The 13,889-nt window shown below is 73.8% G+C and carries 12 protein-coding genes and 1 pseudogene; 9 read left to right on the forward strand and 4 right to left on the reverse strand.

Annotated elements, in window-relative coordinates:
• Positions 1–61 precede the first annotated feature (61 nt).
• Positions 62–910 carry a helix-turn-helix transcriptional regulator gene (locus AB0K80_RS18285; RefSeq protein WP_365670844.1) on the reverse strand — a complete coding sequence of 283 codons (849 nt, stop codon included), beginning with the start codon at positions 908–910 and terminating at the stop codon, positions 62–64.
• A 169-nt stretch (positions 911–1,079) separates the two neighbouring features.
• On the opposite strand from AB0K80_RS18285, the gene AB0K80_RS18290 reads away from it, so the two are divergent.
• Entirely contained in the window at positions 1,080–1,841 is a 762-nt protein-coding gene (locus tag AB0K80_RS18290; protein ID WP_365670718.1) for an SDR family oxidoreductase, read from the forward strand.
• A 12-nt stretch (positions 1,842–1,853) separates the two neighbouring features.
• On the opposite strand, the gene AB0K80_RS18295 is transcribed toward AB0K80_RS18290, so the two are convergent.
• Positions 1,854–2,282: a hypothetical protein gene (locus AB0K80_RS18295; RefSeq protein ID WP_365670721.1), complete on the reverse strand. Its 429-nt coding sequence runs from the start codon at positions 2,280–2,282 to the stop codon at positions 1,854–1,856.
• Positions 2,283–2,578: 296 nt separating this feature from the next.
• On the opposite strand from AB0K80_RS18295, the gene AB0K80_RS18300 reads away from it, so the two are divergent.
• Positions 2,579–3,421: a MurR/RpiR family transcriptional regulator gene (locus tag AB0K80_RS18300; RefSeq protein ID WP_365670722.1), complete on the forward strand. Its 843-nt coding sequence runs from the start codon at positions 2,579–2,581 to the stop codon at positions 3,419–3,421.
• 118 nt (positions 3,422–3,539) lie between these two features.
• Positions 3,540–4,151 (forward strand): hypothetical protein, encoded by a 612-nt coding sequence (locus tag AB0K80_RS18305; RefSeq protein ID WP_365670724.1) that lies wholly within the window; start codon positions 3,540–3,542, stop codon positions 4,149–4,151.
• Between the two features lie 140 nt (positions 4,152–4,291).
• Here the strand turns inward: AB0K80_RS18305 and AB0K80_RS18310 are convergent, their stop codons facing one another.
• Positions 4,292–5,737, reverse strand: a complete 1,446-nt coding sequence (locus AB0K80_RS18310) for a diaminopimelate decarboxylase (protein WP_365670846.1) — start codon at positions 5,735–5,737, stop codon at positions 4,292–4,294.
• Positions 5,738–6,053: 316 nt separating this feature from the next.
• Between AB0K80_RS18310 and hutU the strand changes: the two genes are divergently transcribed.
• The 4 genes from hutU to hutI are packed head-to-tail and all read left to right on the forward strand — an operon-like array spanning position 6,054 to position 11,510.
• Entirely contained in the window at positions 6,054–7,739 is a 1,686-nt protein-coding gene (hutU, locus tag AB0K80_RS18315; RefSeq protein WP_365670725.1) for a urocanate hydratase, read from the forward strand.
• The gene (locus AB0K80_RS18320; protein ID WP_365670727.1) at positions 7,736–8,962 is read left to right on the forward strand and encodes an allantoate amidohydrolase; all 1,227 of its coding nucleotides are present in this window, start codon (positions 7,736–7,738) and stop codon (positions 8,960–8,962) included. The genes hutU and AB0K80_RS18320 overlap by 4 nt, the downstream gene beginning before the upstream one ends.
• Positions 8,959–10,296 (forward strand): formimidoylglutamate deiminase, encoded by a 1,338-nt coding sequence (locus tag AB0K80_RS18325; RefSeq protein ID WP_365670729.1) that lies wholly within the window; start codon positions 8,959–8,961, stop codon positions 10,294–10,296. The genes AB0K80_RS18320 and AB0K80_RS18325 overlap by 4 nt, the downstream gene beginning before the upstream one ends.
• Positions 10,297–10,334: 38 nt before the next feature.
• On the forward strand, positions 10,335–11,510 hold the full coding sequence (gene hutI, locus AB0K80_RS18330) for an imidazolonepropionase (protein ID WP_365670731.1): 1,176 nt from the start codon (positions 10,335–10,337) through the stop codon (positions 11,508–11,510).
• Between the two features lie 198 nt (positions 11,511–11,708).
• Here hutI and AB0K80_RS18335 read toward each other — a convergent pair whose 3' ends face one another.
• On the reverse strand, positions 11,709–12,635 hold the full coding sequence (locus AB0K80_RS18335; RefSeq protein ID WP_365670732.1) for an RNA polymerase sigma factor SigF: 927 nt from the start codon (positions 12,633–12,635) through the stop codon (positions 11,709–11,711).
• A gap of 240 nt (positions 12,636–12,875) precedes the next feature.
• Between AB0K80_RS18335 and AB0K80_RS18340 the strand changes: the two genes are divergently transcribed.
• Together AB0K80_RS18340 and AB0K80_RS18345 are read left to right on the forward strand one after the other, a co-directional pair.
• Positions 12,876–13,259, forward strand: coding sequence for an STAS domain-containing protein (locus AB0K80_RS18340; protein ID WP_365670734.1), 384 nt, complete (start codon positions 12,876–12,878; stop codon positions 13,257–13,259).
• Between the two features lie 254 nt (positions 13,260–13,513).
• Positions 13,514–13,612, forward strand: a pseudogene (locus AB0K80_RS18345) (ATP-binding protein); the annotation flags it as partial.
• Between the last annotated feature and the right edge of the window lie 277 nt (positions 13,613–13,889).

The raw sequence follows: 13,889 nt of genomic DNA on the forward strand, positions 1-13,889 counted from the left end.
AACGCCTCGTGTCCCCTACGGCCCTGTGCCGTACGGCCGTTGTCCGCGCCGGGCGGACGCCTCAGGAGTGGTCCGCGGCTTCGAAGACGCCTGAGGTCCAACTCCCCAGCAGCGCGAGCCGCTCCGCCGTCCGAGAGCCCGGCTCAGGGGTGTACGCCACGATCGTCTGCTCGGGCTCCGCCGGGACCGTCAGCGTCTCCCACGGGAGGGTGAGCAGGCCCGCCACGGGGTGCCGGATCTGTTTCACGCCGTACTGGCAGGCCTTGACCTGGTGGTCGGCCCACAGCCGGCGGAAGTCCTCGCTCTTGACGGAGAGTTCGCCGACCAGCGTGCACAGCGCGGGGTCGTCGGGGTGCCGGCCGGAGTCGAGGCGCAGGTGGGCCACGGCCTGGGCGGCCACCGCGTGCCACTCGGGGTAGAGCGTGCGCGCCTGCGGGTCGAGGAAGACGTGGCGGGGGACGTTGCGGCCGGCGGGCGCCATGCGGCTGAAACCGCCGACCGCGTCCCCGAGGGCGTTCCAGGCGAGCACGTCCATGCGGGGGCCCAGCACGAACGCCGGGACGCGGTCCATGCTGTCCAGCAGCAGCTGGACGCCGGGGCGGACGCGGGGCGCGGGCGCGGCGCGGCGGGCGCGCTGCCGCCGGGGGCGGGCCACCGTGAGCAGATGGGCGTGTTCCGTCTCGTCCAGGCGCAGCACGCGGGCGATCGCGTCCAGGACCGCGTCGGAGACGCTGGGCCCACGGCCCTGTTCGAGCCGGATGTAGTAATCGACGCTCACCCCGGCCAGCTGCGCCACCTCCTCGCGGCGCAGGCCGGGGACGCGGCGGCGGCCGTGCGAGGGCAGCCCCACCTCCTCCGGCTGAAGGCGCGCGCGGCGCGAACGCAGGAATGCGCCGAGTTCGCCGTCCATGAGCCCTCCCCGTTCCCCGTCCATGGGCTCGATCCTAGGCGGGCGGCGGGCGCCGAACCTGGTACTGGCAGACCCAGGAAAAGCCGGCCCCTGGGTGGCGGCGGCGCGGACGGCGAGAGTGGCGGTGCCGCCGGGCGGACCGGCGGCGCGATCACCGAGGGAGTACCGCATGTCGTACGAGAACCTGGCCGGCCGCACCGCCGTCGTCACCGGGGCCGCGAGCGGTATCGGCGAGGCCGTCGCCGAACTGCTGGCCGCCCAGGGGGCGCGGGTGGCGCTGCTGGCCCGGCGCGGGGAGCGACTGGAGGCCGTCGCGGGGAAGATCCGGGCCGGCGGGGGCGAGGCCCTCGCCGTCGTCGCGGACGTCACCGACGAGGCGTCCGTGCGGGCGGCCACCGCGCGGATCCGTACGACGTACGGGCCCGTCGACCTGGTCGTCAACGCGGCCGGGGTCATGCTGCCCAACCCCGTGGAGGCCGGGCGGATCGACGAGTGGCAGCGCATGATCGACACCAACGTGACCGGAGTGCTGCGGATCATCCGGGCCTTCACCGAAGACCTGGTCTCGGCGGCGGCCGAGGGCCGTACCGCGGACCTGGTGAACATCTCGTCCGTCGGCGCGCACACTCCGTATCCCCACTACGCGGTGTACGGCGCGACCAAGGCCGCGCTGACCTACCTCTCGCAGTCCCTGCGCACCGAGTTCGGGCCGCGTGACGTGCGGGTCACCAACATCGAGCCGGGGCTGACGGAGTCCGAGCTGGCCTCGCACATCGACAACGCCGAGCTGGCCGGTCAGCTGGACGGCATGTTCGAGGAGCTGGGCGGGCTGTCGGCGGGTGAGGTCGCCGACGTCGTGGCGTACGTGGCGAGCCGGCCGCGGCGGGTGAACCTGCGGCAGGTCATGGTGCTGCCCACGCGGCAGGCGTGAGCGCCGGAGGGATCACGCCTCCCAGTCGTCGTCCTCCGCCCTCCTGCGGCGGAAGAGGCCGGGTTGGATGCGCGCGGCCTGGACCACGTTGACGCCGACGATGCCCGCCCAGGCCACCAGCAGGCCCTTGAGGCCCGCGACGCCCCCGCCGACACCGGACAGCGGCACCGCGAGCACGAGGGAGACGACGCCGAAGCCGAACCGCTCCCCCCAGGAGTCCGTGGCCTTCGGCGAGCGGGAGTCCCGCGCCACCGACATCTGCTGCTCGGCCAGCTGCCGGCGCACCCGGCGCTCGACCGCCCCATCGATGCGCTGGTCGACCTTCTCCAGGAACGACTCCACCAGCGCGGACTCGTACTCCTCGCCCAGCTCCCTGCGGGCGTGCAGGGTGGCGTCGAGTTCCTTGTGCAGGTCGGTGTCCCGCGCGTCCATTCCGGTCATGCCGTCACCGTAGGGAGCGGGGCGGTCCACCGCACTGGGGTTATCCCCCCGATACGGGCTGGGGTCTGCCGGGGCGGCCTGTCAGACGGCGACGGTATGAGTGTCCGTACCGCTGGAACCGGCGAAGTCCGGGCTGCCGCTCCTGGTGGTGCAAGCCCGGGTGACCGTGGCGGTGCCGTTGACGCACGGCCGGGGCACATCCCCGCGGCCACGACCGGGGCGCCGGGGAGCGCTTGCCGGGCTGCATATGCTCATGCAGAATCCTCAGCTACTGAATAGGCGAGGGGGAGCACGTGATGAGCGCGACCGACAGCCCTGCCGCGCGGCTCCAGGCGCTCTTCGAGGGGCACCGGCTGACGCCGACCCAGCGCCGCATCGCGCACAGCATGGTGCGGCGCGCCGCCGACGTGCCGTTCCTGTCCAGCGTGGAGCTCGCCGAGCTGGCCGGGGTCAGCCAGCCCTCGGTGACCCGGTTCGCCGTCGCCCTCGGCTTCGACGGCTATCCAGCGCTCCGCCGCCACCTGCGCGAGGTCGCCCCCGCCGAACCGGCCCCGGAGGCCGGCTCGTTCAACGAGTACCAGCAGGCCGTCGAGGCCGAGATCCAGAACCTGCGGCACCTGTCGGAGGCCCTGGCCGACCCGCGCCCGGTGCGGGAGGCCGGGCGCCTGCTGGCGGCCTCCCGGCCGCTGCCCGTCCTCGGGCTGCGCGCGGCCGCCGCCCAGGCCCACGGCTTCGCCTACTTCGCCGCCAAGGTCCACCCGGACGTACGGCTGCTCAACGAGGGCGGCACGATGCTGCAGGACCGCATCGACGCCGCCGTACACGCCGGGGCGACGGCCCTGCTGTGCTTCGCGCTGCCCCGGCACCCCCGCGAGGTCGTCGACACCCTCGCCTACGCCAGGCAGGCCGGGCTGACCGTCGTGGCCGTGGCCGACTCCGCCTTCGCGCCGGTCGCCAAGGTGTCCGACCTGCTGCTGCCCGCCGCCGTCGGCACCGGCCTCGCCTTCGACACGGCCTGCGCGCCGATGCTGCTGGGCCGGGTCCTGCTGGAGGCCATGTGCGACGACCTGCCGGACGCACAGGCCCGGCTGGAGGAGTTCGACGCGAAGGCGGCGGTGCGGGGGCTGTTCGTGGAGTGACCTGCGCCCCCTTCGCGCCCGCCCCCGCGGTCTTCTGGGCATTCTCAGGCTCGTCTCACCTTGCCTCGCTAGCGTGCGTGCCCTAATACACCTTTCAAGCGCTTCGCAGAGTGCACGCATGGAAGACGGGAGGCTGAACGTGGCGCGCGGAGTACGCGGAGGGCACGGTCTGGCTCGGGTGGCCGTCGTCGTACGGGCCGGAGCTGCCCCGTTGTGGTGGCTGGGGGTGTGCGCGGCGGGCCTCGGCCTGCTGGTGCCGGGAGTGACCGGGCGCCGGATCGGCGTCCTGGCCGGGGCGGCGCTGTTCCTGTTGGCGACGGCCGTGGTGGCGTACGCGCGGCGGCGCCGGTACGTCGCCCTGGCCGGCACGGCGGCCCGCGCGGGCCGCCACGACGTGCTCCAGGACCGCGCGGTGACCACCCGCAACTGGCGCCGGGGTCACCGCTGGTGGCTGCTGCTGGCCTTCCTGGCCGCCGCGGGCAGCTCCTTCGCGGCCCCGGCGGCGGGCGGCCTGCTGCTGGCCGGCTGCGGCGCGGGCCTGTGGCTGAAGGCCGCGTGGCTCGGCCGCCGGGAGCGAGCCGACGAGGTTCTGCTGTGGGTCCGTGTCGACTGGCTGCACGCGGGCGGCCGCCCGGCCGGCCGGACGGTCAAGGCGTACCGCAGCACCGGCGTCGCGGCGGGTGACGCGGCCCCGGGCGGCGCCAGGAAGAAGACCCCCGCCCTGGTGTGACGCCCACGCCCTCGACGGCCGGTCGCGCAGGGCCGCGGCGCGGCGTCCCGCGGCCCTGCGCCGTGCCCGGCACGCGGGTGCGCCGCGTGGGCGCGGCCAGCCACACCCGTCCCGTACCGGAATGATCCGAACGACAGACCCTAGGGCGCGAGGCCGGACGTGAGCGCCTCCACGTGCGCCCCACCGGCCTCGGCCACGAGCTCCTCGATGCGCTGCGGCGGCCGCACCACCGCGAACCGCACACCCCCGGCACCGTCCGGCCGGAACCCGTACACCCCCGGCCGTGCCAGCGAGTTGTACGCGTAGTGGTGGGCGAAGTAGTACGCCCCGGTGTCCAGCGCCGCCACATGGTCTCCTGGCTCCAGCAGCGGCAGCTCCCGGCCCTCGGCCAGCAGGTCCCCCGCGAAACAGGCCGGACCGGCCACGTCCTGCAGGACCGCCGGCCCCTGCTTGAGCCGCCCCTCGCCGTCGTGGACGGCGAGCCGCAGCGGCCAGTTCTGCGGCGCGTACACCGTCCGCGTGGCGACCTGCACGCCCGCGTGCGTCACCGCCACCCGCCGCCCGCCGGAGACCTTCGTGTACTCCACCCGCGCCACCACCGTGCCGTGCTTGGCCAGCAGGGACCGCCCGAACTCGGTCACCAGCCCGTACCGCCCGTCGAACAGCCCGGGCACCGTCTCCCTCAGCAGCCGCGCGTACTGCGCGTACGTCGGGGTCGTGGCGTCGGAGGCGAAGTTCACCGGCAGTCCGCCGCCGATGTCGATGGTGTCGACCTGCCGCCGCCCGGCCCGGCGGTTGATCTCCTCCGCGAGGGCGTACGTCTGCGCCACACCCCGCGCCATCAGGGACAGCGGCACGCCCTGCGAGCCGGTGTGCGCGTGCAGGCGGGTCAGCCACGGCCGGTCCAGATACGCCCGTACGACCCACTCCCGAGCACCCTCGTCGCGCAGCGCCACCCCGAACTTGGAGGTCGCCGTCGCCGTGGACAGCGCCTCGATGGAACCGGCCCCGATCTGCGGGTTGGCCCGGAGGCCGATCGGTGACCGGGTGGCGGCCGAACGCATCAGGCGGTCGAGGCGGTCCAGCTCCTGCCCGTTGTCCGCGTTGACGGCGATGCCCAGCGCCAGGGCCTCGCGCAGTTCGGCCGGTGTCTTGGCGGGGGAGTCGAGCACCGTCATCGCCGCCGGCACCCCGGCGGCCCTCGCCAGCGCCAGCTCGCCGGGGCTGGCCACCTCGGCGCCGACGCCCTCCTCGCGCAGCAGCCGCAGCACCGGCACGAGCGGGGTCGCCTTCACGGCGAAGGCGTGCAGCACCGGCGTGCCGGACGCCGTCACCGCGTCGAACGCCGCCCGCAGCTCCGCCGCCGCCTCCCGGATGCCGGTGACGTCCAGCAGCGCGACGAGGGGGCTGCCGGGCCCCAGCAGCCCCTGCTCCACAGCGGCCCGCACCGCCCCCTCCCGCCGCGCCACCCGAGCACCGCTCTCCTCGCCCTGCCGGTCGTGGTCCACCGGGCCGCCGCTCTCCCCGACCTGCCCGTCGTGGCCACCCCGGTCGGTGTCTTCCCCGTCCCGCGTGTCCCGGCGCATCCGGTCGGTGTCTTCCCTGTCCCGCGCGTCCCGGCGCATCCGGCCGGTCCCTTCCGTGCCCCGCCCGTCGTGGCCCATCCGGTCGGCGGCCCGCCTGCCGTGGCCCACCCACTCGCCGCCGGGCCCGCCCTGCCGCGCCCGGCCGTCCTCGTCCACGCCGTCCCCCGTGCCGTCGTTGTCCGTGCCCATGGCTCCAGCCAAACACCGGCGGCCCGCCCGCGCCGACCCCCCGACGTATTGACTAGCTCTATTCAGACGGTCAGGATGTGAATATCCACTGCAACATCCGCCGGGAGCACCCACCAGGAGGCAGACCATGTCAGGACCACGGCCCGTCCGAGCGCCGCGCGGAACGGAACTGAGCGCCCTGGGATGGCAGCAGGAAGCCGCCCTGCGGATGCTGCAGAACAACCTCGACCCGGAGGTCGCCGAGCACCCCGACAAGCTCGTCGTCTACGGCGGCACCGGCAAGGCGGCCCGCGACTGGCGGTCCTTCGACGCCATGGTCCGCACGCTGCAGGGCCTCAAGCAGGACGAGACGATGCTCGTCCAGTCCGGCCGCCCGGTCGGCGTCATGCAGACCCACGAGTGGGCCCCGCGCGTGCTCATCGCCAACTCCAACCTGGTCGGCGACTGGGCCACCTGGGAGGAGTTCCGCCGCCTGGAGGCCCTCGGCCTGACCATGTACGGGCAGATGACCGCCGGCTCCTGGATCTACATCGGCACCCAGGGCATCCTCCAGGGCACCTACGAGACCTTCGCCGCCGTCGCCGCCAAGAAGTTCGGCGGCACCCTCGCCGGGACCATCACCCTCACCGCCGGCCTCGGCGGCATGGGCGGCGCCCAGCCGCTGGCCGTGACGATGAACGACGGCGTGGCGATCTGCATCGACTGCGACCCGCGCGCCATCGACCGCCGCATCGAGCACCGCTACCTCGACGTCAGGGCCGACTCCCTCGACCACGCCCTCCAGCTCGCCGTGGAGGCGAGGGACCAGCGCAAGCCCCTGTCGATCGGTGTGCTCGGCAACGCCGCCGAACTGGTCCCGCAGCTGCTCGCGATGGGCGCCCCCATCGACATCGTCACCGACCAGACCTCCGCCCACGACCCGCTGGCCTACCTGCCGCTCGGCATCGCCTTCGAGGACATGGCCGACGCCGCCGCCAAGGACCCGGCCGGCTTCACCACCCGCGCCCGCGAGTCCATGGCCCGGCACGTCGAGGCCATGGTCGGCTTCCAGGACGCCGGCGCCGAGGTCTTCGACTACGGCAACTCCATCCGCGGCGAGGCCAAGCTCGCCGGGTACGACCGGGCGTTCGCCTTCCCCGGCTTCGTCCCCGCCTACATCCGGCCCCTGTTCTGCGAGGGCAAGGGACCGTTCCGCTGGGCCGCCCTGTCCGGCGACCCCGCCGACATCGCCAGGACCGACCAGGCCATCCTCGACCTCTTCCCCGAGAACGAGTCCCTGGCCCGCTGGATCCGCATGGCCGGCGAGCGCGTCCACTTCCAGGGCCTGCCCGCCCGCATCTGCTGGCTCGGCTACGGCGAGCGCGACAAGGCCGGCGAGCGCTTCAACGACATGGTCGCCAGCGGCGAGCTGGCCGCGCCCGTCGTCATCGGCCGCGACCACCTCGACTGCGGCTCCGTCGCCTCCCCGTACCGCGAGACCGAGGGCATGCTCGACGGCTCCGACGCCATCGCCGACTGGCCGCTGCTCAACGCCATGGTCAACGTGGCCTCCGGCGCGTCCTGGGTGTCCCTGCACCACGGCGGTGGCGTCGGCATCGGCCGGTCGATCCACGCCGGCCAGGTCACCGTCGCCGACGGCACCCCGCTGGCCGGCGAGAAGATCCGCCGCGTACTCACCAACGACCCCGGCATGGGCGTCATCCGGCACGTCGACGCCGGGTACGAGCTCGCCGAGACGGTCGCCGAGGAGCGCGGCGTCCGGGTGCCGATGCGCGAGGGCGACGACGCGCGCCGCGAGGGTGACGAGCGTTGAGTTTCCACAGCATGTGGGCGGAGCTGCTGCCCATCGGCCGCAGCTCCGCCTCCGGCGGCTACCGCCGCTTCGCCTGGACCGGGGCCGACACCGACTGCCGGGCCTGGTTCCGGGCGCAGGCCGAGTCCCGCGGCCTGCGCTACGAGACCGACCGCAACGGCAACCAGTGGGCCTGGCTCGGCGACCCCGCCGAGGGCGACGCCGTCGTCACCGGCTCCCACCTGGACTCCGTACCGGACGGCGGCGCCTTCGACGGGCCCCTCGGGGTCGTGTCCGCCTTCGCCGCCCTCGACGAACTGCGCACCCGGGGCACGCGGTTCACCCGGCCCCTCGGCATCGTCAACTTCGGCGACGAGGAAGGCGCCCGGTTCGGGCTCGCCTGCGTCGGCTCGCGGCTCACCGCCGGGCAGCTCACCCGCGAGCAGGCACACCGCCTCACCGACGGCGACGGCATCACCCTCCCGCAGGCCATGGAGGCCGCCGGCCAGGACCCCGACAGCCTCGGGCCGGACCCGGAGCGGCTCGCCCGTATCGGCGCCTTCGTCGAACTCCACGTCGAGCAGGGCCGGGCCCTGGACCTGTCCGGCGACCGGGTCGGTGTCGCCAGCGCCATCTGGCCGCACGGCCGGTGGCGGTTCGACTTCCGCGGCGAGGCCAACCACGCCGGCACCACCCGGCTCGCCGACCGGCGCGACCCCATGCTGTCCTACGCCGAGACCGTGCTGGCCGCCCGCCGCGAGGCCGAACGCGCCGGAGCCGTCGCCACCTTCGGCAAGATCGCCGTCGAGCCCAACGGCGTCAACGCCATCCCCTCCCTGGTCCGCGGCTGGCTCGACTCCCGCGCCCCCGAGCAGGACACCCTCGACGCCGTCGTCGCCGGCATCGAGAAGGCGGCCCGCGCGTACGCCGAGAGCCACGGCGTCGACCTGGAGGTGGTCAGGGAGTCCTTCACCCCGGTCGTCGAGTTCGACCACGCCCTGCGCGACGAACTCGCCCGCATCCTCGGCCAGGAGCGGGGGCACCCCGGCCTCCGGGTGCCCGTACTGGGCACCGGCGCCGGGCACGACGCCGGGATCCTGTCCGGGAGCGTCCCGACCGCCATGCTGTTCGTGCGCAACCCCACCGGCGTCTCGCACTCCCCGGCCGAGTTCGCCGCCGAGGACGACTGCGTGGCCGGGGTCCTCGCACTCGCCGACGTACTGGAAGGGCTGGCCTGCCGGTGACACCCACCACCCTCTGGCTCGAACACGCCTGGCTCGGCACCCACGTCGAGCCCGGTGTCACCCTCGACCTGCGGAACGGCCGGATCGCCGCCGTCCACACGGGCGTGCCCACCCCGCCGCCCGGCGCCGAGATCCTGCGCGGTCTGACCCTCCCCGGCCTCGCCAACGCCCACAGCCACGCCTTCCACCGGGCCCTGCGCGGCACCGTCCAGGTCGGCAGCGGCACCTTCTGGACCTGGCGCGAGGTCATGTACGCGGTCGCCGGCCGGCTGACCCCCGAGACGTACCACGACCTGGCGCGCGCCGTGTACGCCGAGATGGCCCTGGCCGGCATCACGTGCGTCGGCGAGTTCCACTACGTCCACCACGCCCCCGGCGGCACCCGCTACGCCGACCCCAACGCGATGGGCGAGGCCCTCATCGCGGCCGCCGCCGAAGCCGGCATCCGCATCACCCTCCTCGACACCTGCTACCTGTCCTCCGGCTTCGGACAGCCGCCCACCACCCACCAGCTCCGCTTCTCCGACCGGACGGCCGAGGCCTGGGCCGAACGCTGTTCAGCTCTCAAGGAACGAGATCACGCACGGATCGGAGCGGCGATCCACTCCGTACGGGCCGTGCCCGCCGACCAGCTGGCGACGGTCGCCGGCTGGGCGCAGGAACGGCGGGCCCCGCTGCACGTGCACCTGTCCGAGCAGACCGCCGAGAACGACGCCTGCCGCGCCGCCCACGGCTGCACCCCCACCCAGCTGCTCGCCGACCACGGGGTGCTGGGCCCCCGCACCACCGGGGTGCACAACACCCACCTCACCGACGAGGACATCTACCTGATCGGCAGCACCGGCACCGGCACCTGCATGTGTCCCACCACCGAGCGCGACCTCGCCGACGGCATCGGACCCGCCGTCGCCCTGATGAAGGCCGGCTCCTCGCTCTGTCTCGGCTCCGACAGCCACGCCGTCATCGACCTGCTCGAAGAGGCCCGCGCCATGGAACTCGACGAGCGGCTGCGCACCCGCACGCGCGGTCACTGGACGGCGGCCGCCCTGCTGTACGCGGCCACCTCCGACGGGCACGCGGCCCTCGGCTGGACGGACACCGGCACCATCGAGGCCGGTGCGCGCGCCGACCTCACCACGATCGCGCTCGACTCGGTCAGGACAGCGGGCCCCCCGCCCAGGCTCGGCGCCGAGACGGCCGTATTCGCCGCGACGGCAGCGGACGTACGGCACACGATCGTCGCAGGGCGGCACATCGTCCGCGACGGGACGCACACGCTCGTCCCGGACGTGCCGCAGGCCCTGGCGCGGGCCGTCGACGCCCTGCGTGCCTGACGGCCGCCCCCGCACCGCCGACCGCCCACGAGGACACCATGAGCAGCAGCACGGTCATCACGAACATCGCGACCCTGGTCACCAACGACCCCTCCCTCGGCGACGGCTCCCCCCTGGGCCTGGTCCGGGACGCGGCCGTCGTCATCGACGGCGACCGCGTCGCGTGGACCGGTGCATCAAGCAAAGCACCCGCCACTGACAACCGGGTCGACGCCGGCGGCCGGGCGGTCCTGCCCGGCTTCGTCGACTCCCACTCCCACCTGGTGTTCGCGGGCGACCGCACCGAGGAGTTCAACGCCCGCATGTCCGGCCGCGCCTACAGCGCCGGCGGCATCCGCACCACGGTCGCCGCCACCCGCGCCGCGACCGACGCCCAACTCGAGGCCAACCTCACCCGCTATCTGCGCGAGGCCCTGCGCCAGGGCACCACCACCCTGGAGACCAAGTCCGGCTACGGCCTGACGGTCGCCGACGAGTCCCGCGCCCTGCGCATCGCCGCCCGCCACACCGACGAGGTCACCTACCTCGGCGCGCACATCGTCTCCCCGGACCACGCCGACGACCCGGCCGCCTACGTCGCCCTGGTCACCGGCGAGATGCTCGACGCCTGCGCCCCGTACGCCCGCTGGATCGACGTCTTCTGCGAGAAGGGCGCCTTCGACGGCGACCAGGCCCGCGCGATCCTCACCGCCGGGAAGAACAAGGGCCTTCAGCCCCGCATCCACGCCAACCAGCTCACCCACGGCCCCGGCGTCCAGCTCGCCGTCGAACTCGACGCGGCCAGCGCCGACCACTGCACCCACCTCACCGACGCCGACGTGGACGCCCTGGCCGGCGGCCGTACGGTCGCCACGCTCCTGCCGGGCGCCGAGTTCTCCACCCGCGCCCCGTGGCCGAACGCCCGCCGCCTGCTGGACGCGGGCGTCACGGTCGCCCTGTCCACGGACTGCAACCCGGGGTCGTCCTTCACGTCCTCCATGCCGTTCTGCATCGCGCTGGCCGTACGGGACATGGGCATGACACCCGACGAGGCGGTGTGGTCGGCCACGGCCGGCGGCGCGGCGGCCCTGCGCCGCACCGACATCGGCCGCCTCACGCCCGGCGCGTACGCCGACCTGACCCTCCTGGACGCCCCGAGCCACGTCCACCTGGCCTACCGGCCCGGCGTCCCGCTGGTCACCGGCGTGTGGCGGCGCGGCGCACGGGTCGTCTGACGCCCCGCGCGGGAGCGAAGGCCCCGTGAACGGGGCGCGCCCGGCGCCCGATCGGCGCCCGGTGCCCGGGCCCGGACGGGCCTGGACATCCGGCGCCGACGGGGCGCCGGGCGCGAGCCCGGCACGGCCCGGCGGACCGTGCGGCATCGGCGGTCGGCGGGTCGGCGGTCGGCGAACGACCGTGGGACGGACCGGCCGTCACTCCTCGACGGTCAGTCCCTTGCGCAGCCGCACCAGCGTCCGCGACAGCAGCCGCGAGACGTGCATCTGCGAGATGCCGAGCTCCTCGCCGATCTCCGACTGGGTCATGCCCGCGACGAAGCGCAGGGAGAGGATCTTCCGGTCCCGGGGCGCCAGTTCGGCGATCAGCGGCTTCAGCGACTCGACGTACTCGATGCCTTCGAGCCCGTGGTCCTCGTAACCGATCCGGTCCGCGAGCGCGCCCTCGGTGTCGTCCTCCTCCGGCTGGGCGTCCAGGGAGCTCGCCGTGTAGGCGTTGGACGCCGCCATGCCCTCGACGACCTCGTCGTTGGAGATGCCGAGCCGCTCGGCCAGTTCGGCCACCGTCGGCGCGCGGTCGAGCTTCTGGGCCAGTTCGTCGCCGGCCTTGGCGAGGTCCAGCCGGAGTTCCTGGAGCCGGCGCGGGACGCGCACGGACCACGAGGTGTCGCGGAAGAAACGCTTGATCTCGCCGATGATGGTCGGCATCGCGAACGTGGGGAACTCCACGCCGCGGGAGAGTTCGAAGCGGTCGATCGCCTTGATCAGGCCGATGGTGCCGACCTGGATGATGTCCTCCATCGGCTCGCTGCGCGAGCGGAACCGGGAGGCGGCGAACTTGACCAGGGCGAGATTGAGTTCGACGAGCGTGTTGCGTACGTACGCGTACTCGTGGGTGCCTTCCTCCAGCGACTCCAGGCGCTCGAAGAGGGTCTTGGACAGGGCCCGTGCGTCGACCGCGTCCACTTCGTCGTACGGGGGGATGTCCGGAAGTCCGGCGAGCACGTCGTCCGCGTCGTCGGCGCGAATGGCGTCGTGCTCGGGATTCAGCTGTTCCGGGATGAGTGTCGACGTCGCTCGGTGGGTACGCGATGCGTCGAGCCGGGGTGACATGATGTCCTCCATCGTTCTCGGCATATGGCTGCCGAAGCCAGTACGTGCACTGCGGTGTGCGGCGCCTCCAAAGCCGGCCGTGTCGGGTACGTGTCCTTACTAGCCCTACCCGCTCCCCTGAGCCCGCCGCAAGTGGGTTCTGTTCGTTTATGTCCGTTTGTGGGTGATTGTTCGGGTGTCGGAGCGTGTGGAGAAGGCGTAGTGTTCGAGGGCGTCAGCAAGCAGCCACGGACGTCGGGAGAGAGAGACGGCATGGACCGCGGGACGGTCGGCAGCGCACAGTCGGGCCGGCTTCTGGTGGAGGTGCGAGAAGAGGGCTCTAGTGCCGTCGTGACCCCGGCGGGTGAGTTGGATCACCACACCGCCGATCTGTTGCGTGAGCCGCTCGAGGAGTGCCTCGCCAAGGGGCTTCATCGGCTTGTCATCGACTGCACGCGCCTGGAGTTCTGCGACTCCACCGGGCTCAACGTGCTGCTCGGTGCGCGACTGAAGGCGGAGGCCGCCGGGGGAGGGGTGCACTTGGTGGGGATGCAGCCGGTTGTCGCGCGCGTCTTCGAGATCACGGGGGCGGACGCGGTGTTCGCCGTCCATGACACGCTCGAGGCGGCGCTGGCGGGTGAGCCCGGCGACGGATGAGCCCGTGTGCCGGCCGACGTCGAGCCCCGGCCGTCCCGGGCAGACCGGTGTTTTCCCGGCGTCACGGCTTTCGTGCCGATCCGGGGGTGTTCTGCCGGTCCGCTCGGGCAGGAGACATCCTGAACCTGTCGGCCGCGGGGTATCGGGGACGCCGCGCAACCGACGTGCCGCGCACTGCGTGACTGACTGTGTACGGAAGTCCTGAAGCGGATTATGTCCATCGTGAACTGGTGAATCGGTGAGGTGAAGCGCTGATGAGCACCACCCGGCCCTACCCGCCGGGCGACCGCGGTCCGGAGCCCAGCGGCGCTTCGGGGGCGCCCGGGGGCGGCGCACCGGCGTCGGCGACCGGCCCGGCCGGCATCGCCCGCGCGTCCGGAGCCGCCGGTACGGCCGGTGCCGCCGGTGTGCCCGGAGAGGCCGGGGCCGTCCCCTCCGGAGCGCCTGGGGCGCCCAGTGCTGCCGGGACGCCCGGGACTTCTCGTACCCAGGGGACGCCCGGCGCTTCAGGAGCTGCCGCCGGGGCGCAGGGGGCCAGTGGGCCCGGTGCCGGATCCAACGGGGCTGGTGGTACTGGTGGGGCCTCGCGGGCCAAGGGGACTTCCGGTCCCGCTGCCGGGACCACCGAGG

This window comes from Streptomyces sp. NPDC052682, assembly GCF_040678435.1.
Classification (GTDB): domain Bacteria; phylum Actinomycetota; class Actinomycetes; order Streptomycetales; family Streptomycetaceae; genus Streptomyces.

What these genes read in the sequence shown, in the direction of transcription:
- AB0K80_RS18335 (WP_365670732.1), bottom strand. Translation starts at nt 12,635, where the DNA reads ATGGAGGACATCATGTCACCCCGGCTCGACGCATCGCGTACCCACCGA.
- AB0K80_RS18295 (WP_365670721.1), bottom strand. Translation starts at nt 2,282, where the DNA reads ATGACCGGAATGGACGCGCGGGACACCGACCTGCACAAGGAACTCGAC.
- AB0K80_RS18290 (WP_365670718.1), top strand. Translation starts at nt 1,080, where the DNA reads ATGTCGTACGAGAACCTGGCCGGCCGCACCGCCGTCGTCACCGGGGCC.
- AB0K80_RS18310 (WP_365670846.1), bottom strand. Translation starts at nt 5,737, where the DNA reads ATGCGCCGGGACACGCGGGACGGGGAAGACACCGACCGGGGTGGCCAC.
- hutU (WP_365670725.1), top strand. Translation starts at nt 6,054, where the DNA reads ATGTCAGGACCACGGCCCGTCCGAGCGCCGCGCGGAACGGAACTGAGC.
- AB0K80_RS18340 (WP_365670734.1), top strand. Translation starts at nt 12,876, where the DNA reads ATGGACCGCGGGACGGTCGGCAGCGCACAGTCGGGCCGGCTTCTGGTG.
- hutI (WP_365670731.1), top strand. Translation starts at nt 10,335, where the DNA reads ATGAGCAGCAGCACGGTCATCACGAACATCGCGACCCTGGTCACCAAC.
- AB0K80_RS18300 (WP_365670722.1), top strand. Translation starts at nt 2,579, where the DNA reads ATGAGCGCGACCGACAGCCCTGCCGCGCGGCTCCAGGCGCTCTTCGAG.
- AB0K80_RS18285 (WP_365670844.1), bottom strand. Translation starts at nt 910, where the DNA reads ATGGACGGCGAACTCGGCGCATTCCTGCGTTCGCGCCGCGCGCGCCTT.
- AB0K80_RS18305 (WP_365670724.1), top strand. Translation starts at nt 3,540, where the DNA reads ATGGAAGACGGGAGGCTGAACGTGGCGCGCGGAGTACGCGGAGGGCAC.